The organism is Corynebacterium sp. AOP40-9SA-29 (genome assembly GCF_052377405.1).
In the GTDB taxonomy this organism is placed as follows: domain Bacteria; phylum Actinomycetota; class Actinomycetes; order Mycobacteriales; family Mycobacteriaceae; genus Corynebacterium.
In genome coordinates this window covers 123,952-144,853 of the sequence record NZ_JBQSWR010000002.1, presented here as the reverse complement: position 1 = coordinate 144,853, position 20,902 = coordinate 123,952, and the positions used below count along the sequence as shown (strand labels likewise).

General features: G+C 66.6%; 21 protein-coding genes. 8 read left to right on the top strand and 13 right to left on the bottom strand.

Annotated features, from left to right (window positions below):
• Window positions 1-29 precede the first annotated feature (29 nt).
• The gene (gene miaA, locus ACT3SZ_RS05175) at window positions 30-965 is read right to left on the bottom strand and encodes a tRNA (adenosine(37)-N6)-dimethylallyltransferase MiaA (RefSeq protein WP_444617218.1); all 936 of its coding nucleotides are present in this window, start codon (window positions 963-965) and stop codon (window positions 30-32) included.
• Window positions 966-1,033: 68 nt separating this feature from the next.
• Here miaA and ACT3SZ_RS05170 point away from each other — a divergent pair, with 68 nt between their 5' ends.
• Window positions 1,034-2,347: a DUF349 domain-containing protein gene (locus ACT3SZ_RS05170; RefSeq protein ID WP_444617216.1), complete on the top strand. Its 1,314-nt coding sequence runs from the start codon at window positions 1,034-1,036 to the stop codon at window positions 2,345-2,347.
• Between the two features lie 75 nt (window positions 2,348-2,422).
• Here ACT3SZ_RS05170 and ACT3SZ_RS05165 read toward each other — a convergent pair whose 3' ends face one another.
• Both ACT3SZ_RS05165 and miaB read right to left on the bottom strand, forming a co-directional pair.
• The gene (locus tag ACT3SZ_RS05165) at window positions 2,423-3,226 is read right to left on the bottom strand and encodes an Rv2732c family membrane protein (protein WP_444617214.1); all 804 of its coding nucleotides are present in this window, start codon (window positions 3,224-3,226) and stop codon (window positions 2,423-2,425) included.
• Window positions 3,219-4,766, bottom strand: coding sequence for a tRNA (N6-isopentenyl adenosine(37)-C2)-methylthiotransferase MiaB (miaB, locus tag ACT3SZ_RS05160; RefSeq protein WP_444617642.1), 1,548 nt, complete (start codon window positions 4,764-4,766; stop codon window positions 3,219-3,221). Before miaB ends, ACT3SZ_RS05165 begins: the two co-directional genes overlap by 8 nt.
• A gap of 209 nt (window positions 4,767-4,975) precedes the next feature.
• On the opposite strand from miaB, the gene gluA reads away from it, so the two are divergent.
• From gluA to ACT3SZ_RS05140, 4 genes are read left to right on the top strand one after another with little or no spacing between them, the layout of a single operon-like run.
• Window positions 4,976-5,704 carry a glutamate ABC transporter ATP-binding protein GluA gene (gene gluA, locus ACT3SZ_RS05155; protein ID WP_444617640.1) on the top strand — a complete coding sequence of 243 codons (729 nt, stop codon included), beginning with the start codon at window positions 4,976-4,978 and terminating at the stop codon, window positions 5,702-5,704.
• Between the two features lie 14 nt (window positions 5,705-5,718).
• Window positions 5,719-6,609 carry a glutamate ABC transporter substrate-binding protein gene (locus ACT3SZ_RS05150; protein WP_444617212.1) on the top strand — a complete coding sequence of 297 codons (891 nt, stop codon included), beginning with the start codon at window positions 5,719-5,721 and terminating at the stop codon, window positions 6,607-6,609.
• 31 nt (window positions 6,610-6,640) lie between these two features.
• A complete protein-coding gene (locus ACT3SZ_RS05145) occupies window positions 6,641-7,330 on the top strand; it encodes an amino acid ABC transporter permease (protein WP_444617210.1) in 690 nt (229 codons plus the stop codon).
• Entirely contained in the window at window positions 7,330-8,268 is a 939-nt protein-coding gene (locus ACT3SZ_RS05140; RefSeq protein WP_444617208.1) for an amino acid ABC transporter permease, read from the top strand. The genes ACT3SZ_RS05145 and ACT3SZ_RS05140 overlap by 1 nt, the downstream gene beginning before the upstream one ends.
• Window positions 8,269-8,286: 18 nt before the next feature.
• Here the strand turns inward: ACT3SZ_RS05140 and ACT3SZ_RS05135 are convergent, their stop codons facing one another.
• The 3 genes from ACT3SZ_RS05135 to ACT3SZ_RS05125 all read right to left on the bottom strand — a co-directional run bounded on the left by ACT3SZ_RS05135 (window position 8,287) and on the right by ACT3SZ_RS05125 (window position 10,581).
• Window positions 8,287-8,934, bottom strand: coding sequence for a regulatory protein RecX (locus tag ACT3SZ_RS05135; protein WP_444617206.1), 648 nt, complete (start codon window positions 8,932-8,934; stop codon window positions 8,287-8,289).
• A 14-nt stretch (window positions 8,935-8,948) separates the two neighbouring features.
• A complete protein-coding gene (recA, locus tag ACT3SZ_RS05130; RefSeq protein ID WP_444617204.1) occupies window positions 8,949-10,109 on the bottom strand; it encodes a recombinase RecA in 1,161 nt (386 codons plus the stop codon).
• A gap of 265 nt (window positions 10,110-10,374) precedes the next feature.
• Window positions 10,375-10,581 (bottom strand): DUF3046 domain-containing protein, encoded by a 207-nt coding sequence (locus ACT3SZ_RS05125; RefSeq protein WP_444617203.1) that lies wholly within the window; start codon window positions 10,579-10,581, stop codon window positions 10,375-10,377.
• Between the two features lie 181 nt (window positions 10,582-10,762).
• On the opposite strand from ACT3SZ_RS05125, the gene ACT3SZ_RS05120 reads away from it, so the two are divergent.
• From ACT3SZ_RS05120 to ACT3SZ_RS05110, 3 genes are read left to right on the top strand one after another with little or no spacing between them, the layout of a single operon-like run.
• On the top strand, window positions 10,763-11,314 hold the full coding sequence (locus ACT3SZ_RS05120; protein WP_444617638.1) for a biotin transporter BioY: 552 nt from the start codon (window positions 10,763-10,765) through the stop codon (window positions 11,312-11,314).
• On the top strand, window positions 11,311-12,003 hold the full coding sequence (locus tag ACT3SZ_RS05115; RefSeq protein ID WP_444617201.1) for an energy-coupling factor ABC transporter ATP-binding protein: 693 nt from the start codon (window positions 11,311-11,313) through the stop codon (window positions 12,001-12,003). Before ACT3SZ_RS05120 ends, ACT3SZ_RS05115 begins: the two co-directional genes overlap by 4 nt.
• Window positions 12,000-12,629, top strand: coding sequence for an energy-coupling factor transporter transmembrane component T family protein (locus ACT3SZ_RS05110; RefSeq protein WP_444617199.1), 630 nt, complete (start codon window positions 12,000-12,002; stop codon window positions 12,627-12,629). Before ACT3SZ_RS05115 ends, ACT3SZ_RS05110 begins: the two co-directional genes overlap by 4 nt.
• 13 nt (window positions 12,630-12,642) lie before the next feature.
• On the opposite strand, the gene ACT3SZ_RS05105 is transcribed toward ACT3SZ_RS05110, so the two are convergent.
• From ACT3SZ_RS05105 to ACT3SZ_RS05075, 7 genes are all read right to left on the bottom strand, one after another.
• On the bottom strand, window positions 12,643-13,377 hold the full coding sequence (locus tag ACT3SZ_RS05105) for a DUF1707 SHOCT-like domain-containing protein (protein ID WP_444617198.1): 735 nt from the start codon (window positions 13,375-13,377) through the stop codon (window positions 12,643-12,645).
• A 10-nt stretch (window positions 13,378-13,387) separates the two neighbouring features.
• A complete protein-coding gene (locus ACT3SZ_RS05100) occupies window positions 13,388-14,233 on the bottom strand; it encodes a PspA/IM30 family protein (protein WP_444617197.1) in 846 nt (281 codons plus the stop codon).
• An 81-nt stretch (window positions 14,234-14,314) separates the two neighbouring features.
• Entirely contained in the window at window positions 14,315-14,692 is a 378-nt protein-coding gene (locus ACT3SZ_RS05095; RefSeq protein WP_444617195.1) for a helix-turn-helix domain-containing protein, read from the bottom strand.
• 105 nt (window positions 14,693-14,797) lie between these two features.
• Window positions 14,798-15,373, bottom strand: a complete 576-nt coding sequence (locus ACT3SZ_RS05090; protein ID WP_444617193.1) for a CinA family protein — start codon at window positions 15,371-15,373, stop codon at window positions 14,798-14,800.
• A complete protein-coding gene (gene pgsA / locus ACT3SZ_RS05085) occupies window positions 15,366-15,983 on the bottom strand; it encodes a CDP-diacylglycerol--glycerol-3-phosphate 3-phosphatidyltransferase (RefSeq protein WP_444617636.1) in 618 nt (205 codons plus the stop codon). Before pgsA ends, ACT3SZ_RS05090 begins: the two co-directional genes overlap by 8 nt.
• A 112-nt stretch (window positions 15,984-16,095) precedes the next feature.
• Window positions 16,096-17,172, bottom strand: a complete 1,077-nt coding sequence (locus tag ACT3SZ_RS05080) for a TerC family protein (protein ID WP_444617192.1) — start codon at window positions 17,170-17,172, stop codon at window positions 16,096-16,098.
• 212 nt (window positions 17,173-17,384) lie between these two features.
• Entirely contained in the window at window positions 17,385-20,846 is a 3,462-nt protein-coding gene (locus ACT3SZ_RS05075) for a DNA translocase FtsK 4TM domain-containing protein (RefSeq protein ID WP_444617191.1), read from the bottom strand.
• Window positions 20,847-20,902: the final 56 nt, after the last annotated feature.

The following is a 20,902-nucleotide window of genomic DNA, read 5'->3' as shown; positions in this document are numbered from 1 at the left end:
GTCTAGTCGCCGGTGCACTCGCCCACGACCTACTGCGCTACCTCCCGTACAACCTCCTGCACAACCTGGCTGGCGACGTCCGGCGCGGCGGCGTCGAACCAGCGGATACGCGGGTCCCGCTTGAACCAGGCGCGTTGCCGCCGGGCGTAGCGGCGGGTCCCGCTCACCGTGCGCTCCACCGCCTCGTCCAACGTGAGGTCCCCGGCAAGGTAGTCAAGCACCTGCGCGTAGCCGATCGCCTTGCCCGCGGTGGAGTCACGCACCAGGCCCTGCGCCACCAGGCCGCGGACCTCGTCGACGAGCCCGAGGTCGAACATCTGGTGGACGCGCGTCTCCAGGCGGGGGTTCAGCCAGTCCGCCTGCGCGGCCAGGCCGATGATCACCGTGCCCCAACGTGTCGGCCGGTCGCTCGGCGGCAGGGACGCGGCGAAGGGGCGTCCGGTGAGTTCGATGACCTCCAGCGCGCGCACGGTACGCCGAGAGTCCCGCACCTCGATCGTGCCCGCGGCCTGCGGATCCTTCTCCGCAAGCTGCTCGTGCAAGGCCTCGACACCCACCCGGTCGAGTTCACGCTCCCACCGGGCACGCACCGCCGCGTCGGTGGGCGGGAGCTCCCACTCGTCCAGGAGAGCCTGCAGATACATCATCGACCCGCCGACGATCACCGGGACCCGTCCCCTGCCTGCCACGTCCTCGACGTCGGCGATGGCGGCATCGCGGTAGCGCGCGACCGAGGCGGTCTCCGTGACATCCAGGACGTCGAACTGGTGGTGCGGGATCCCCCGTCGCTGATCCGGTGGCAGCTTCGCCGTGCCGATGTCCATGCCGCGGTAGAGCTGCATGGAGTCGATGTTGACGACCTCACCGTCGAGAGCCTCGGCAAGCGCTAACGCCGTCTCCGACTTCCCCGACCCGGTCGGTCCCACGATCGCCACCGGGCGGGGGCGCGGTTGTGCTGCACTCATGTCGGAGCAGTCTACGGTGGGTCTGCCATAATGTCAGGTAGCCCACTCCACCAACCGAAGGACCCTCGATGAACGTCCCCAAGCCCGGACCGAAGCCCGGTGCCAGGCCAGGCCCCCGGCCCGGAAGCACGCCCGGAAGCACGCCCGGTGCCGCCGCTACTGGCACCACCGTCGCCCCGTCCGCGAAGGACGCCGCGGCGCACGGACGCATCGACGACGACGGGGTCGTGTGGCTGACGGTGGACGGCGCAGAGCGCCGTATCGGCGAGTGGAAGGCCGGCAGCATCGAGGAGGGCCTGGCCCACTACGCCCGCCGCTTCGCCGACCTCGCCACCGAGGTGGAGGTCCTCGCCGCGCGCCTGGGCAGCCACCCGGAGGAGTTCGCCCGGGTGCGTGCCGACGCGACCCGCCTGCAGGACGGTCTGGCGGATGCCGGTGTCCTGGGGGACGTTGCGCGCCTGGATCGTCGTCTCACCGAGATCGTCGCCATTGCCGGCCAGGTGGAGGAACGCCTGGCCGAGCGGCGTGGGGAACTCGTCGTCGAGGCCGAGCGCATCGCCGCCGAGGGCGAGGATTGGAAGGCCGATGGCGACCGACTGCGCGCCATCGGTGAGCAGTGGAATGCCGCCGGCGGCGACCGGGCTGCCGACAAGGCCCTGGCGAACCGGCTGCGCGCGGCCCGCGGGACGTTCAAGGAACGCCGCGACGGCCACTTCGCCGACCTCGACCGCCAGCGCGACAGCGTCCGGCGTCGCAAGGAGGACCTGGTCAAACGCGCCGAGGCGCTGCAGAACTCCACGGACTGGAACGAGACCGCCCGGGCCTACCGCGACCTGATGGCCGAGTGGAAGGCCGCCGGACGTGCCCGCCGCGCCGACGACGACCGACTGTGGAGTCGGTTCCGCGGCGCGCAGGACGTCTTCTTCGGCGCCCGCGACGAGGACAACCGCCGCAAGGACGAGCAGTTCGCCGGCAACGCCGAGACCAAGCAGGCCCTCCTCGACGAGTACGACAGCCGCATCGACCCGCAGGCCGACCTCGACCGGGCCCGCGAGGTGCTACGCGAGCTGCAGGAGAAGTGGGACGAGATCGGCTACGTGCCGCGCGACCGGGTCAAGGAGTTCGACGAGAAGCTCGGCGTGCTGGAGTCCCGCGTCAGTGACTTCGCCGAACGCCAGTGGCGTAAGACCGACCCCGAGGCTGAGGCACGCGTGGCCCAGTTCCAGGCCCGGGTCGACCAACTCACCGCCGACGCCGAAGCCGCCGAGAAGGCCGGACGCAGTAAGAAGGCAGAAGATCTGCGCGAACAGGCCGAGCAATGGCGTACCTGGGCGGAGACCGCGGCCGAATCTGCGGCCGAGGCCGCCGACTCACGGAGCTAGATGACGATCGCTGAATGACGAAGCAACCCCACAGGTCGGTGTCGCCGACCTGTGGGGTTGCTCTGTGCGCTGGGGTTAGTCTTCGGTGTCCCCGGTGTCCCCGGTGTCCTTGGCTTCCTTGGCCTTGCTAGCCTCGTCGTGGCGCTGGCGCCGTGCCCGGACCTTCTCGCGTCGGTCATCAATGACCTCGGCATCGTGCTGCGGCTCCAGCCCGGTACGCAGCACAAGCTGGGCCGCCCGCGACTCCTCGTCCTGTCCGGCGACCTCTCGGCGACGCGCGGCGATGGCCTTCTGCACCGCACCGCGGCGCAACAGTCGGCTCGACAGGGTGATGAAGATGATCACCATCGCGACCAGCCCCACGATCAGCCCGATCCCGGGCCCATCGCCCGGCTCTGTCGGCGGGCGCGACTGACGCATCCCGATCGCCAGGACGCCGTAGACCCAGCCGATACCGGTTAGCGTCCAGTTCACCCACGTGACCAACGCGGAGCGGGAGATCACCGTGCCCAGGGTCAGCAGCACTCCGCCGATGAGCGCGAGCCAGACGTACACCCGCTCCGGCAGCGTGGTGACGAACGTCTGCGCCAGGTCAGAGAACAGCAGCACATCGTAACCGTGGACCTCGCCGGAGTGCGGGAGGAAGAGCGCGAAGAGCACCACGACCGCACCGACGACCAGGACCGGCAGCGACGATCCCAGCACAATGGTGCCGGACGCACGGCGCTCCGCCACAGCAAGATCGCCGCCGGAGCTGCGTTCAAGTTCCTCGACATGCTTGTTGAGGGCCTCCACGCGGCGCTTGTTCAGAGCCTCACGGCTCTCCGGCTCCTGGGCCTTCTTCTGGGCCTTCTTCACCGCGTCAGTCTTCCTACTCACAACCACAGCCTCCGTCCTGAACTCCCGATGTCGCCGGAGCGGCTTGTGCCGACGGCCTTCCGATCCCCGGCAGCCCGAGACCAACGCCGGCTCCCGCCTGCCCCACCGGGCCCGTGGTGGGCACGGAACCGGCCTCCGCCATGTCTCCCGCCTTCGTCCGGCGGTGCGAGTGCACCCCGGAATCGGCGATGAGGAAGTGCGGTGCCGAGGACGTCACGGTGACCTCCACGACATCCCCGGGACGCACGGCGTCCTCGCCCGGGGCGAAGTGGACGAGCCGTCCGTCGCGGGAGCGTCCGGACATGCGCTGCGTCCGGGCGTTCTTGCGTCCCCCGCCGTCCTGCACGAGCAGTTCGACGCGCCGACCGATCTGGGCGGCATTGTCCTCGCCGCTGATACGCTCCTGGAGCCGTTCGAGACGCTCGTAGCGGTCCTGCACCACCGACTTGGGGATCTGGTCGGACAGCGACGCCGCCGGAGTTCCGGGACGCGGGGAGTACTGGAAGGTGTAGGCGCTGGTGAAGCGCGACTCTTCCACCACGCGCAGGGTCTCCTGGAAGTCCTCCTCGGTCTCACCGGGGAAACCGACGATGAGGTCAGTGGTGATCGCGGCGTCCGGCATGCGCTCACGCACCTTGTCGAGGATGCCGAGGAACTTCTTCGACCGGTAGGACCGACGCATCGCCTTGAGGATCCGGTCGGAGCCCGACTGCAGCGGCATGTGCAGCTGCGGGCAGACCACCGGGGTCTCGACCATGGCGTCGATGACATCGTCGGTGAACTCCGCCGGGTGCGGGCTGGTGAAGCGCAGACGCTCCAGCCCCTCGATCTCGCCGCAGGCGCGCAGCAACTTCGAAAAGGCGCTGCGGTCACGTTCGACGGAGGGGTCGGAGAAGTTCACTCCATAGGCGTTGACGTTCTGGCCCAGCAGCGTGACCTCGGTGACGCCTTGGGCGACCAGCGCCTCGACCTCCGCCAGGATGTCGCCCGGGCGACGGTCCTGCTCCGCACCGCGCAACGAGGGCACGATGCAGAACGTGCAGGTGTTGTTGCAGCCCACCGACACACTCACCCAGCCGGCGTAAGTCGACTCACGCTTGGCCGGCAGCACGGAGGGAAACTGTTCGAGCGAATCGACGATCTCGACCTCGGCGCGCCGGTTGTGCTCGCTACGCGACAACAGGGTGGGCAGCGAGCCCATGTTGTGCGTGCCAAAGACCACGTCCACCCACGGGGCCTTGTCGACGACGGTCTGCTTGTCCTTCTGCGCCATGCACCCGCCCACCGCGATCTGCATGCCCGGATGGCCGTCCTTGACCTCCTTGAGCTGGCCAAGGGTGCCATAAAGACGGTTGTCGGCGTTCTCCCGGACCGCGCACGTATTGAACACCACCACGTCCGGCGTCGAGCCGCCAGAAACTGGGACGTAGCCGGAGTCCTCGAGCAGGCCGGAGAGTCGCTCCGAGTCGTGGACATTCATCTGGCAACCGAAGGTACGCACCTCGTACGTCCGGTTGTTCCGGTTGTCAGGCCGGGTCATTTCTGCAGTACTACGGGATTCAACCACGGTCCCCGAGTGTAGTGCAGCACCCCCGCCAGACCCTAAGAACACCCGCGCCAAGCGCCCGGGAACTGCACATTCGCCGGTATTAACAGAATCGTAACGTGATACAACCCTCAGCGGGTTCCCTATGATGGCGCACCTAACACTAGACTTCTCCCATGACAGTTCACGAGAATGCATCAAGCATGATCACCCTCACCGGGGTGAACAAGTATTTCGGTGATTTCCAGGCGCTGAAGGACATCAACCTGGACATCCCCTCGGGCCAGGTCGTGGTGGTGCTGGGGCCGTCCGGCTCCGGCAAGTCGACCCTGTGCCGGACGATCAATCGGCTGGAAACCATCGACACCGGAGACATCCGGATCGACGGCGAACTTCTCCCCGAGGAGGGCAAGGACTTGGCCCGGCTGCGCTCCGAGGTCGGCATGGTCTTCCAGTCCTTCAACCTGTTCAGCCACATGACGATCCGCGACAACGTCACCCTGGCACCAATGAAGGTGCGCAAGACCTCCAAGTCGGACGCGTCCAAGGCCGCCGACCGTCTCCTGGACCGCGTCGGCATCGCCGTGCAGGCCGACAAGTACCCCGCCCAGCTCTCCGGTGGCCAGCAGCAGCGCGTCGCCATCGCCCGCGCCCTGGCGATGGAGCCGAAGGTCATGCTCTTCGACGAGCCGACCTCCGCCCTGGACCCCGAGATGATCAACGAGGTCCTTGACGTGATGGCCGGCCTCGCCAGCGAGGGTATGACGATGGTCGTCGTCACCCACGAGATGGGCTTCGCCCGCCGCGCCGCCGACCGCATCCTCTTCATGGCCGACGGTGCCATCGTCGAGGACACCGATCCGGAGACCTTCTTCACCAATCCCGAGTCCGACCGGGCCAAGGACTTCCTGGCGAAGATCGTCGGGCACTAGTGAGGGGGCAGAAGATGACGATCAAGAACACAATGCGACGTGTCACCGCCGCGGTCCTCGTTGTCGCCGGTGCCGCCACTATGGCCTCGTGCGGAAACTCGGAGCCGCGCTCCCTGCTTGCTGACATCGAGAACGGCAGTGTGACCCTGGGCACCAAGTTCGACCAGCCCGGACTCGGCGAGCGCACGCCGGACAAGGAGTTCGTTGGCATGGACGTCGACGTCTCCCGCTACGTCGTCGAGTACATCGCCGACAAGAACGGGTGGAACGTCCCCGACATGGAATGGCGCGAGACGCCCTCCTCCCAGCGCGAGACCCTGATCAACAACGGCGAGGTCAACATGATCGCCGCCACCTACTCGATCAACGCCGGACGCCTGGCGGCCGTCGACTTCGCCGGGCCCTACATGGTCACCCACCAGGGCCTACTGATCGAAGCAGAGACCGGCATCACCGGGCTGGAGGACGTCAAGGACGGCATGCGACTGTGCTCGGTCTCCGGCTCCACCCCCGCACAGAAGGTCAAGGAAGCCCTGCCCGGCGTGCAGCTCCAGGAGTTCGACACCTACGCCGCCTGCGCCGAGGGCGTGAAGCAGGGCGTGGTGGACGCACTGACGACCGACGCGACGATCCTCGCCGGATTCGCCCAGCGCTACAAGGAGCGCTACGACGACGACTTCCGCGTGATCCAGCTACAGAACCCGGACGGCTCCTTCTGGACCGACGAGCACTACGGCATCGGCCTGCCCAAGGGTGACGGTGCCGATCGTGACGCGGTCAACGAGGCCCTGGAGGAGATGTACGACTCCGGAGCCTTCGAGCAGATCGTCAAGGACAACCTGGGCGACGACTTCGAGATCGGGCCGAAGCCCGACATCGGCGACCTCTCGTTCACCGAAGACTAGAACCACATCTGAAAGGAAGGGAGGTACCGACATGAATCCCGATCTCTGGGCCGAAATGGGCCCACAACTGTTGTCCGTCTTCTGGATGACGATCAAACTCGCGTTCTGGTCTGCTATCGGTGCGCTGATCCTGGGGACGATCCTCACCGCCATGAGGGTCTGCCCGGTCGGCATCCTGCGGACTGTCTCCACGGTCTACATCAACACCGTGCGTAATACCCCGCTTACTCTGATCGCCCTGATCATGTCGCTGGGTCTCTACTACCAGCTGAATCTGCTGCTGGCCTCGAACTCCAGCGCCAACTTCATTGAACAGCAGAACTTCCGCCTCGCGGTCCTGGCGTTCATCCTCTACACCTCGACCTTCGTGGCCGAGTCGCTGCGCTCCGGCATCAACACCGTGCCCTTCGGCCAGGCCGAAGCCGCCCGCTCGCTGGGCCTGAACTTTACCCAGAACTTCCGGCACATCGTGCTGCCCCAGGCCTTCCGCGGGGCCATCGTCCCGCTGGGCAACACATTGATCGCTCTGATCAAGAACACGACCATTGCGTCGGTCATCGGCGTCGGCGAAGCCTCGCTGCTGATGAAGACCATGACGGAGAACTACGCCAGTGACCTGTTTATCATCGCCGGCATCATTGCCGTCGGCTTCATCATCCTCACCCTCCCGACCGGCCTGTTCTTCGGCTGGGCCGGCAAGCGTTGGGCGGTGAAGCGCTGATGTCTACACGTGCAACAGTCCTCTACGACGCCCCGGGCCCCAAGGCGGTCCGGTTCAACCGGGTACTCACGGTCGTCACCGTGGTTCTCCTGCTGCTGATCCTGGCCTTCGTTCTGGTGAAACTGAATGACGGCGGACAGCTCGACAAGGCCAAGTGGGAGATCTTCTTCTACGGGAACACCTGGACGACCTATATCTTGCCGGGTCTGTTCTGGACCTTCGCCTCGGCGATTGTCTCGATCGTGCTGTCGCTGGTCTTCGGCGCGGTGTTCGGCATCGCCCGACTGTCGACGATCGCCCCGGTGCGCTGGTTCGCCGGTGTGGTGGTCGAGTTCTTCCGCTCGATCCCGGTGCTCGTGCTGATGATCTTCACCTACGCCCTTTTCGGCCACTACGCCGTCTTCCCGTCGACCTACCTGGGTTTCGCGGCCGTCGTGACTTCACTGACCCTGTACAACGGGTCGGTGATCGCCGAGATCCTACGTTCCGGCATCGAGTCGCTGCCCAAGGGCCAGTCCGAGGCGGCCTCGGCGCTGGGCCTGTCCTGGGGTCAGATGATGCGCAAAATCCTGCTCCCCCAGGCGGTGGCGGCCATGCTGCCTGCCATCGTTTCGCAGATGGTCATCGCGCTGAAGGACTCCGCGCTTGGTTACGGCGTGAACTTCGTCGAGGTCGTGCGTTCCGGCCGTCAGCTCGGTGAGTTCTACGGTGCGATGCTCCCGGCCTTGCTTGTGGTCGCGGCGATCATGATCCTGATCAACTTCGGACTCTCCAAGCTGGCGGAGCGCATGGAGCAGCAGCTGCGTGCCGGTCGTGCCCGTCGCAACATCACGGCCAAGGTCCCCCACCAGAAGGATCAGGGTCTTGAGACGAAGGACTCCGTGAATGTCGACTGGCATGCCGAAGGTCACAAGGACCTAAGGTCGACGACCGACTAGCTACTGGCTAGCTTCTGACTAGCTGGCGTCTCCCCCGAGCTCCTCGATCCTCAGATCGAGGGCACGGCGGGCCCGGGTGAGGCTCCTGCCCTCGGGGAACCCCCGCCTAGCGGCGACGCCGACGATGCGGCGCAGATGGCGCTCATAGTCCCGGCGATCGGCGGGCACCGTGGACACGGTGCCCGCCTTCTTCGTCAGCAGGTCATCGAGAATGGCCTCCTGGTCGGCTTCGTCGACCTGGGACAGCGCTTCCTCAATGATGTGGGAGGCCACGCCTTTCGTCACCAACTCGCGCCGCAGCACGCTGACGGACTTGCGCTGGTTGTGCTGACGCTGGCGGACCCACTCATTGGCGAATCGTTCATCGTCCACCATGCCGTTGGCGATACACCGTTCGACGACAAGGTCCACCAGGTCGGGCTCGGCGGTCTCCCCGTCGGCCCCCTTGCTCTCCGCGAGGCGTGTCCTGAGTTCGGCGGCCGAGCGGTCTCGGTGGCTGATTAGCCGGGTGGCTTTCGACTTCAGGGGCGCGAGGCGCTCTTCGAGGCTCTCATCGATGATCTCCTCACCGGTCTCACCACGCTGCACGGCGGCGATGGCCGCCTGCAGCTGCTCGATCCGGTCAGAGGAGCTGGAGTCAGGCGTGCTGGGATCAGACGCAGACACCGGACCTCCCCTGTCTAGTCGTCTTCCTCGTCATCGAACGTGGGGACCACGCTGATCGGCACGTTGTCCGGGTCCTCGATACCCGGGACGTCCATCGTGGACTCCGCCTCCGCCTCCGCCTCGGGGGCCTCGGCACCCTTCGATGCGGCGTAGGGGCCGACCTGCAGGGTTCGCATGATGCCGTCCTCGATCTCGGAGGACAGGTCCGGGTTGGCCTTGAGGAAATCGCGGGCCTTCTCCTTGCCCTGGCCCAGCTGGTCGCCCTTGTAGGTGTACCAGGAGCCCGACTTCTTCACGAGCCCATTGTCCACGCCCAGGTCGATGATCGAGCCCTCGCGCGAGACACCCTCACCGTAGAGGATGTCGAACTCGGCGATCTTGAACGGCGGGGAGACCTTGTTCTTCACGATCTTCATCTTGGTGCGGTTACCCACCGCGTCCTGCCCGTCCTTCAACGTCTGGATTCGGCGCACATCACAGCGCACGGAGGCGTAGAACTTCAGGGCCTTACCGCCGGTGGTGGTCTCCGGGGAACCGAACATCACGCCGATCTTCTCGCGCAGCTGGTTGATGAAGATCGCCGTCGTCCCGGTCTGGTGCAGCGCACCGGTCATCTTTCGCAGCGCCTGGCTCATCAGTCGAGCCTGCAGACCAACATGGCTGTCGCCCATGTCGCCGTCGATCTCGGCCTTCGGGGTCAGCGCGGCCACGGAGTCGACGACGATGATGTCGATGGCACCGGAACGCACGAGCATGTCGGCGATCTCGAGGGCCTGCTCACCGGTATCCGGCTGCGACACCAGGAGGTTGTCCGTGTCCACACCCAGCTTCTTCGCGTAATCCGGGTCCAGGGCGTGCTCGGCGTCGACGAAGGCGGCGATGCCGCCAGCCTTCTGCGCCTCGGCGATGGCGTGTAGCGCCACCGTCGTCTTACCTGAGGACTCCGGGCCGTAGATCTCGACGACACGTCCACGCGGGAAACCGCCGAGCCCCAGCGCCACGTTGATTGCGATGTTGCCGGAGGAGATGACCTGGATCGGAGGACGATTGTCGTCGCCGAGTCGCATCACCGCACCCTTGCCGAAGTCCTTCTCGATCTGCGACATCGCAAGGTCGAGCGCCTTCTGGCGGTCAGCACCTGCGTTGCCGTTCCCGCTCTTCTTCTTGGTGGCCATGTGCCCTCATTTCCGTTCGTATTCTCGGCACTGCCGGTGTGCAGCGCCCCGTGGACCTCACCCTGAGACCTCCACTTGTACAGAAGTCTCCGTACAGGAGAGACTCGCCAGGCACCTCCCGGGGTTCCCTGGGGAGGCCGTCGGCGTCACTGACTATTTCTACCGCACCGAGTGGACACCACAGACAATACACGAACCTGTGTTCGAGAGAAGTCGACACGCCCCGAAATTGCGCCGTCCACCACCCCTGCACACGCAGGTACAGTCACAGGTCTTCACCGAGCCGACGTTCCGAGGGGACCTCGAAGTCATCGCACAGTGACAACCAAACCTCCCGCAGATCGTGCCCCTGTTCGATCAGTTCGGCGGGCGTCTCCCCGAGCCCCGCGAGGACGTGACTCCCGGCGATCCAGCTGCCGAACGAGTCGCCGAACTCTCCGTGGACCAACCGGTCGAACTCCGTACGTCGCATGGCCCATACGCTAACAGACGCACCCTTTTCACCCCGGTCTTGAACGGCGTACAAGCCACGGGCTAGAGTTCTTCACATGGTGAACTCATCAACCCGCCCGGCCGACGCTGCAGGCACGGCCGATACTGCCGCCCCGAAGCCTCAGGCCGGCCGTCGGTCCACGGCCACCGACATCGCCCTGATGGCGACCTTCGCCGCCCTGATCATCGTGCTCGGCGCGGTGACGATTCCGGTCGGCTCTCTCGGCGTCCCGATCGTACTGCAGAACATGGGCGTCGCCCTGACGGCGATGATCCTCGGGTGGAAGCGCGGTGGCCTCGCCGTGCTGCTCTTCATCTCGGTCGGGTTCCTCGGCGTGCCCAATATGGCCGGCTGGAAGCCCGCACTCGCCGCCGTCGCCGGCCCCACGGTGGGCTATATCGTTGGCTACGTCGTCTCCGCCATCGTCATCGGGGCCATCGCCCAGCTCGCTCCGCGTCGCCACGTTGCACGCGTGGGTGTCTTTATTTTCGCCGGACTCGTCGGCGTCTGCGTTCAGTACCTCTGCGGCAGCGTCGGCCTGGTACTTCGCACGGGCATGGACTTCACCGGTGCGCTGGTCTCCAACGCCCCGTTCATCCCCGGTGACATCATCAAGATGGTGGTCGCCGCACTCATCGCCGCCGCCGTGCTGCGCGCGATTCCAGACCTGGCCCGGTTCTCACGCCGGAACAAGGCCGGGGTCACTGCATGACCGTCACCTACCGCGAGGCCGGCGTCATCATCGACGGCTCCACGATCCTCCACCCGGTGACCCTCGATCTCACCGAGCAGCGCATCAGCATCGTCGGCGCCAATGGCTCTGGCAAGTCCACTCTGATTCGGATGATCAACGGACTGACCCCCGCCACCTCCGGAACGGTGGAGGTCGACGGTGTCCCCGTCGGACGCCGCGGGCGCAAAGTGCGTGGTGCCGTGGGTTTCCTCTTCTCCGACCCCGACAATCAGATCATCATGCCCAGCGTGGCGGAGGACGTGGCCTTCTCTCTGCGCGGCTCCGGGTTGTCCCGCCCGCAGATCGCCGAACGCGTCGCCCACGCCCTGCGGGCGGTCGGACTGGAAGGCAAGGACGAACAGTCGCCGCACCTGCTGTCCGGCGGCGAGAAGCAGATGCTCGCGCTCGCCTCGATCACCGCACTGTCGCCACAGGTCGTCGTCGCCGATGAACCGTCCTGCCTGCTCGACCTGGTCAACCGCAATCGGCTGCGCCGGACGCTGGACTCCCTGGAGCAGCAGGTCATCACCGTCACCCACGACCTGGATCTCGCCGCGGACGCCGACCGGACGATCTGCGTCGACGACGGCAGGATCGTCGGCGACGGTGCCCCGCAGGACGTCATCGCCGACTACGTCCGGCGCATGGAGGAGGTGGGCTGCCGGTGATCAGCCCGTCGCGCGTTCCACTCGGTGTCTACTCCCCCGGAACATCCCTCGTCCATCGCGCCGCACCTGGAGCAAAGCTGATAGTACTCAGCGTCTTCCTCATTGCCTCCGCCGTGCTGGTCAACTCCTGGGTCGGCGGAGTCATCTGCATTGCCATGGTGGCGCTCGTGGCGGCGATCGCCCGCATCCCCCCACGACTGCTGGTACGTCAGATCAGCGGCGCACTGCCGCTGCTGATATTCCTCGGACTGATGCTGTGGTGGCGCACCGACGGCCAACAGGCGGCGACCATGGTCACCGTCCTGTTCTCCGCAATCGCCGGAGCGATCGTACTCACCCTCACCACGCGCGTTTCGGAGATGATGGCCACCTTCGAGAGGATGCTCGCCCCCTTCGCTCGTTTCGGCATCCCCGTGGACCAGATCAGCCTTGCACTGACGCTCACGTTGCGCCTGATCCCCCTACAAGTCCAAGCCGTCAACGACGTGTTGGACGCCCGGCGTGCCCGCGGATCACGATCCGTCTCGGTCTCGCTGACCGCCTTCGGCGTCCCCGTCGTCGTCAGGACGATCCTGCGTGCCCGTTCCATCGCCGACGCGCTGCGTGCGCGCGGCGCGGCGGAGTGACAACTCCCACCACTTATGGCGCCGAGATCTCCCCGGTGGCCCGCCGCGGCACCGTTTTGACCTCGACGCCGCCCATCACAGCGATGCCACGCACCCGCACTACGGGGGCATCGGGCGGCAGATCACGTTCGCGTAGTCGGACTGACTTGGCCCGGGCGCTGCCGAAGCCGCCCATCAACCCGAATCCGTGCTCGACCACCCGGACGTCTTCCGGGACCAGGATCTGCACGCCGCCCATCACCGCGGTGACGGTGATGACGGTCTCCGGGGCCTCGAAAACAGCATTCCTCAGGTCAAGCAGCGCGCCTCCCATCACGGCAACCACCCGGTGGGCCCGAGCGCAGGCCCACTCCCCCTTCTTGTCCACCCCGGACATCACCGCGACCGACCACGCCGAGCCCGGTGCGCCGGTGACCCTGGCATCGCCGGACGTGGCGAGTGCCGACCCCGGTGGACGGACGGGCGAGGCACCCGCGTTGCGACGAGACGTGCCCAGGACGACGGCCATCGGATCGACGACGAGGTCATCGAGCAGCGCGGCGAGATCCGCGCGCGAGCCAACACTCCACGCGGCCGCGCAACGTTCGTCGAACTCCCCCAGGTCGATCTGCCCGCGGGCGGTTGCCTCGGACAATTCGGCGAGGACGCGCTCCCTGTCCGCGGTCGAGGCCCGCAGCGCATGTCCCCCGTCGCTACGGGCCTCCCCGCGCGCCTCCCTACGGGAGCTGTCGTCGGGCGGGGTCACCATGTGACGAAGCCTACTCCCCCCGGAGTTCGCGCATCTTCTGCGCGACGGCGTCGTTATTCACCGACTGGGCCTGGGGCTGACCCTGGTTGATCGCCTGCTGCGAGCCGGAGCCGGACACGGCGTTCTGACCGGAGTTGCCGCCACCCATCTCGGCACGCAGCTGCTCCAGGCGGGAGTGACCGGCCATGTGCACGCCGGCCTGCTCGACCTCTGCCATCCGGCCCTGCACGGAGTTCTCCGCCAGCTCGGCCTGGCCGAGGGCGTTGGAGTAACGGCGTTCGATCTTTTCGCGGACCTGGTCCAGGTTCGGCGAGTCCGCGCTGGCCGCCCGGTCCATGGACTGCAGGGAGTCGGCAACCTTCTCCTGCATCTTCGCCTGCTCGAGCTGGCTGAGCAGCTTGGTGCGCTCGGACACCTTCTGCTGCAGCTGCATCGAGTTGCGCTCCACGGCCTTCTTGGCCTGGTCCGCCTGCTGCAGCGACTGGTCGTGCAACTGCTTCATGTCCTCGACGGACTGCTCGGAGGTCACCAACTGTGCGGCGAAAGCCTCGGCGGCGTTCTCGTACTCCACGGCCTTCTGGTTATCACCCTCGGAGCGAGCCTTGTCGGACAAGGTCAGCGCCTGCTTGGTGTTGGCCTGGAGCTTTTCGATCTCGGCGAGCTGACGGTTCAGCTTCATCTCGAGCTGACGCTGGTTGCCAATGACGGCAGCCGCCTGCTGGGACAACTGGCGGTGCTGGTTCTGCGCCTCACGGATGGCCTGCTCGATCTGCACCTTCGGGTCGGCGTTCTCCTCGATCTTCGAGTCGAACAGCGCCATGAGGTACTTCCAGGCCTTAGAGAACGGGTTTGCCATGGGTCTGAACGTCTCCTTCGGACGGGGCGGTGAAGTCGCAGGGTCGGTGCGTAACAGCTAGATGTGAACCACGAAAGTATATCAGCGCGAGGATGCGGGCATGGGCTCGACCGGGGTGGCGGCGGTGAGTTCGGCTGCGGCCGCATCGAACGCCATCATCGCCGCCGCCTCGATGATCACCTGGGACACCCTGATTCCCAAGGCCACGCACACACTCGCCAGCAGTTCCGAGGAGACTTCCTTGCGGCCACGCTCCAGCTCAGAGAGGTAGCCCGGGCTCACGTTCGCGGCCACAGCGAGCTCACGCAACGTGCGGTGGGAGTCCTCACGGAAGCCTCGCAATGTCGCGCCGAGGGCTTCACGCAGGAGCGGTTCGGCGAGCGTCGTGGAGACCGCGTCCACCCCCGCCAGGTCGACGTCGGGCCGTTCTTTCTCGAGTACCGAAGTGTGCTTTGCCATCACCGTCTCCAACGGTTGGGGGTGCGATTTTGTTCCCGCCAAGTCTAGACTACCCAGACTATGTCGTCTTGATATCCCCCACGACAATCCCCAACACCAGGTATGTCAGACGTCGTCAGCGACGACGCCAAGGGCATCGAGGGCGTCCACGGCGTCGATCGCGAGCGACAGGGCGCGGGACGTGGCGGCGGTGCGCACGTCGCGCCGCGTGGGCCCCGTGGGTTCCGAGGAGCCGAAGTCGGCCTCAGACAGTGACACCACGTGGTCGATGGCCTCCTCCCCGGCACGAGGGGCGGACCACACGGCTACGTAAACCTCACCGACCGGGTGGCCGTCCTGGCTGTCCGGGCCGGCCACGCCCGTCACGCCGAGGCCAATGTCCGCACCACAGCGCGTCGCCGCGCCACGGGCGAGCTCCCGAGCGACGTCGGGATCGATCGGCCCCTTAGCGTCCAACAGCGTTTCGTCCACGCCGGCCAGACTGGCCTTAAGGTCTGTGGCGTAGACAACGAGACCTCCACGCAGCACCGCCGAGGCGCCGGGGATGTCCGCCACCGTCGAAGCGATCGCCCCTGCCGTCAGGGACTCCGCGGTGGCCACCGTGAACCCGGCGGACGTCGCAGCTGTCACCAGTCGACGCGCCAGGATCCCCGGCAGCGCCGCCCCCCTAGCCTCAGGCATCCGAGGCCTCCGGGGCACCGGCGCGGTTACGCGAATCCAGCAGGTACTGCACGCCCGTCACGACAGTCACCAGCACGGCCAGGCCCACCAGCGGGTAGGTCAACCAGTTCGTCCACTCCGGCAGCGGGGCGATCACCATAGCGACCGCGAGGGTTTGCAGGACCGTCTTCAACTTGCCGCCCTTAGAGGCCGGGACAACCTTGCCCCGACGGGCCAGGACCATGCGCCACACCGTGATGCCGAGTTCGCGGACAACGATCACCACCGTGACCCACCACCACAGGTCGCCGAGGATGTTCAGCGACACCATCGCCGAGATCATCAACGCCTTGTCGGCGATGGGATCGGCGAGTTTGCCGTAGTCGGTGATCACCTCATAGCGCCGCGCCAGGAACCCGTCGAGCTGGTCGGTGGCCATCAGCACGCAGAAGGCCACAAGGGCCCACCAGCGCAGGGCGTAGTCAAGGTCCCGCGTGCCCTCCAATGGCCCGGCCGCGATGAGCAGCCACACGAACACCGGGATCAGGATGATCCGCACGGTGGTCAGGACATTGGGCAGGTTGAACCGGTGGACGGCGCGACCGAACTGCGACCGACGCGCACCGGTCATGGTGCCGTGGGAGCCGCGATCGTCACTGTTCTGCATCTCGTGCTGAGTCTCTTGCACCCTTCACATCCTACCCAGTAGGCCCCATCGGTGGTAACACCGACGGGGCCCGACATCAGTGGTTGCCAGCAGACTCTACGGAGGCCGCGTCGTCCTCGGCCCCGTCTTCCCCGCCGTCGTCCTCAGCCGCCTCTTCCTTGCCCGCGTCGTGCCGCGACTTCAGCAAGCTGGCGATCACCGTGACCGCCAGCACGCCGATGATCACGATCAGCGAGGTCACCGTCTCCACCTCGGGGGCGCCCAGCACCGGCTCGCCACCGTTGATGAACGGCAGGCCGTTCTCGTGCAGCGCGTGCAGCACCAGCTTGACGCCGATGAAGGCCAGGATCACACCCAGGCCGTACGGCAGGTACACCAGGCGGTCCAGCAGTCCGTCCAGCAGGAAGTACATCTGGCGCAGACCCAGCAACGCGAAGGCGTTGGTGGTGAACACGATGTAGGGCTCCTGGGTGATGCCGTAGATCGCCGGGATGGAGTCCAGGGCGAACATCAGGTCCGTCATGCCGATTGCCACCAGGCAGACCAGCAGCGGGGTGACGGCGATCTTGCCCAGACGACGCACGAACAACTTGTCACTGTGGTACTCGTCGGCCACGGGAACGGCCTTGTTCAGCGTCTTGATCAGCTTCATGTCGCTGGGGTCCTTCTCCGGCTTATCGGAGACTTCGTCGCGGACCACGCTGAATGCGGTCCACAGCAACCAGATGCCGAAGATGTAGAAGACGTCGGACCAGGCGTCGATGGCGGCGGCACCGAAAGCAATGAAGATTCCGCGGAACACCAGGGCCAGGGCGATGCCGATCAGCAGCACCTTCTGCTGGTACTCCCGCGGCACCTTGAATGTGCCCATGATCAGCGCGAAGATGAAGAGGTTGTCCACGCTCAACGCCTTTTCGGTGACGTAGCCGGTGAAGAACTCCACCCCGTGGACGTGGGGGTCGCCGGGCTCACCCCAGGTGAACCACAAGAACACGCCGAAACAGCAGGCCAAAGCGACGTAGAACAGGCTCCACCAGGCGGATTCCTTGATGGTGGGAGCGTGGGGGGTACGCACGTGGGCGTAGAAGTCGAAGACGAAGAATCCTGCGATCACCACGATGGTGATGATCCAGGTGAGGGCGTTAACTTCCATGGCGGGTCGAAACCTCCGGTCGGCTAGGTGGACCGGAGGTCTCCCCCACCACCGGAAAACAAACTCCTGGTGGCCGGCACGACCGGGGACCGATGACGGTCGCCGTGTTGACGATCAGTGCCGCGGGCGGGGTACTCCCCTCCTGACGCTTCAGGACTATACCAGAACCGCCGGCAGGGCGGCCCCTCCCCGACGGCGCAGCCCGGTCGAGACTAGAACACGCCGGTGGTGCCGGACGGGTCGGCGCGCACCACGCGCGGCTCGTCCTGCGCCTGAACCACGGGGATCTCCCCGGTGGGGTCGCTGTCCTGACTCGGGTACCCGCTGGGCGCATCACCTGCCGGAGCCGGCTCGGCTGCGTAGTCGGCCTGCGCGTAGCCGCCCTGGTCGTAGTCGGCCTCGCCGTACCCGTCGTCCCAGGCATCGGCCTCGCCCTGGGCGTCCTTCGGCGCCTCGGCCGGGTCGGCGCCCTTGAGCATCCAGACGATAGTGTCCAGCTCCTCGGGCTTGACCAGCACATCGCGGGCCTTCGATCCCTCGGACGGGCCCACGACGCCGTGGGTCTCCATGAGGTCCATCAGGCGTCCGGCCTTGGCGAAGCCGATGCGCAACTTGCGCTGCAGCATCGAGGTCGAGCCGAACTGGCTGGTGACCACGAGCTCCACGGCCTGCAGCAGGTCCTCGAGGTCGTTGCCGATGTCCGGGTCGATGTCCTTCTTCGCCTCGGCGGCCTTATCCTCGGTGACGCCGTCGGTGTAGTCGGGCTCGGCCTGGTCCTTGGCCGCGTCGACCACAGCCTGGACCTCCTCGTCGGTGACGAAGGCACCCTGCATACGCAGCGGCTTGCCCGCGCCCTGCGGGATGAACAGCCCATCGCCCATGCCGATGAGCTTCTCCGCACCACCCTGGTCCAGGATCACGCGGGAGTCGGTGAGCGACGACGTGGCGAAGGCCAGGCGGGAGGGCACGTTGGTCTTGATCAGACCGGTGACCACGTCCACCGAAGGACGCTGCGTGGCGAGCACCAGGTGGATGCCGGCGGCGCGGGCCTTCTGGGTGATGCGCACGATCGCGTCCTCGATCTCCTTGGGCGCGGTCATCATCAGGTCGGCGAGCTCGTCGACGACGCAGACGATGTACGGGTACGGGCGGTACTCGCGCTCGGAGCCGGCGGGCGTGGTGATCTCACCGGACTTCACCTTGCGGTTGAAGTCCTTGATGTGGCGCACGCGCGTGGACTTCATGTCCATGTAGCGCTGCTCCATCTCCTCGACCAGCCAGGTCAGGGCGGCGGCGGCCTTCTTCGGCTGCGTGATGATCGGGGTCACCAGGTGCGGGATGCCCTCGTAGGGGGTCAGCTCCACCATCTTCGGGTCGATGAGGATCAGGCGCACGTCCTCCGGCGTCGCGCGGGTGAGCACGGACACCAGCAGGGAGTTGACGAAGGCGGACTTACCGGAACCGGTAGAGCCGGCGACGAGCAGGTGCGGCATCTTCTGGATCGAGTGCGCCACGAAGGTGCCCTCGATGTCCTTACCCAGACCGATGAGCATCGGGTCGGGGTCGTTGTGGACGTTGGGGGCGTTGAGCACGTCGCCGAGACGCACCATCTCGCGGTCGCTGTTGGGCACCTCGATGCCCACGGCGGACTTGCCGGGGATCGGGGTCAGCAGCCGCACGTTGTCCGTGGCGGCGGCGTAGGCCAAGTTGGACTGCAGGTTGGTGATCTTGGAGACCTTCACGCCGGGCCCGAGCTCGATTTCGTAGCGGGTCACGGTGGGCCCGCGGGAGAAACCGGTGACCTGGGCGTCGATCTTGAACTCGGCGAAGACCTCGGTGATCGCCTCGATCATGCGATCATTGGCCTCACTGTGGGTCTTGGCGGCCTCGCCGGGGACCAGCAGTTCGGTGGACGGCAGGAGGTACTCGGCCGAGGTCACGTCGGCCACGGTCGGGTTCTCCTCGACCCCGGACGTGCCGGACGCACCGGACGCTGCCGCCGCGCTCGCGGCGTCCGGGTCGGCGCTGGAGCGCGCGAGAATACGCCGACGCGTCTCCTCGCGATCATCGGCGGCAGAGCGCTCAGCCGGGGCGGCGGCTGCTGCGGGTGCCACCGAAGGCGCAGGGGTCGGGGTCGGCACAGGGGCCGGGGTAACGACCGGGGTCACCGGGCTCTTCGGCGCAGACTTCTTCTGTGCCGCAGGCGCAGTGGGTGCTGCGTCGTCCGAGAAGAGATCGTCGTCAATGCTGCTGGTGCTGCTGCTGCTGGTGCTGGCCGTCGCGGCAGGACGCGAACCGCGGGGAGCGGGAACCGCCTCGTCGACGGTAGGGGCCTGCAGGTCATCATCCTCGACCGGGGCGCCCGGATCCGCGAGCTGCTGCGGATTCTTCCCACGGAACACCAGGGTCGCCTGGTCGTCGGTGTTGTTGTCGACCGGGTAGTTGTCCATCGGCGACGGACGGCGCGGCGCCGGGGATTCGGAGGCTCGTCGCGTCCTACTCAACGCCGAGGTGGCGCGCGGCGCGCGGTCCTGGCGCACGGCGTCGTCGAGCTCTCGATCGACGGAGGCATACTCGTCGTAGCCCTCGTCGCCGTAGTCGTCATAGTCTCCGTAGTCACCGTCATCCCGGAATCCGGCCCGACTTCGGGCGCGGTATCCGAGCCACCCGGCAAGCGCAGAGACGAGCTGACGCACAGTCATGCCCGTGAGCTGCAGCCCGCCGTAGACGATCACCATCAGCAGCAACGGAACAGCAACATACTCACTGAAGCCCACGGCCATGGGCGTACCCACGAACTGTCCCACGATCCCGCCGGCAGACGCCCTTCCCTCCACGGTGCCGGGCTGACCGGCGAGAATGTGGATGATGCCCAGGACGGACAGAACAATGATGCCGATACCGGCACCGAGACGCAGCCGGGAGCGCTGGGTGGTCTCGACGCCGACCATGAGGATCCAGGCCGTCGAGACCAGCAGGACGGGAACCAGCAGTGCCGCAGCACCAATGAGATAAGTCAGCACGAAATCAATGCCGCCACCGACGGTGCCGCCGACGCCGAACCAGGACGTTCCGGCAACGATCAGGGCGAGGGCGAGCGCGCCGAGGGCCGGGCCGTCGGCCCCGCCGCCCACGCGCTCACGCGCGGCGTCGCCGTTCAGGTCCCCGTCTTCGCCGTCGAGCCCCTCGGCACCTGCGCCGGACGCCGTCCTGTCGTCCTCCACGTCCCTGTCCACTCCCTTCGATGCGGTCTTCTTCCCCGGCTTCTTCGTGGTCTTACTCTCGGCTTTCTCGACCTTCTCGGTCTTCTTGCCGGACGACTTGCCGGCTTTCTTGCCCGCACTGGCCCTGTCGATCACGGTCGTGGGCAGTTCGGCAGCCTCGTAGCCGCCGTCGCCGCGCTGGTCGTCCGGAACATCCGGTGTCTTCACCGACAGCTTGCGCGCGAGCCCGCCGATCCCGCGGGACGCGCCACTGAACATGGACCCCATCGAGGAGCCGACGGCGCTGAAAGCGCCACCGGTGCGCTCGAAGTCGGTCGTATCGTAGGACGGCATCCGCCTGGTCTGCGTCGTAGCGCGCTTCGGTGAGCCGCCGGACGGACGAGTGGAACGCCCAGTGGAGCGCCGGGAGGAGTTCCCGGGAGAGGTACGCGTGCGACTGGTCGTTGACATGCGCGCCAGTTTAGCCCGGCGACCCCACCTTTAACAGTCGCAACACGCGTCACATC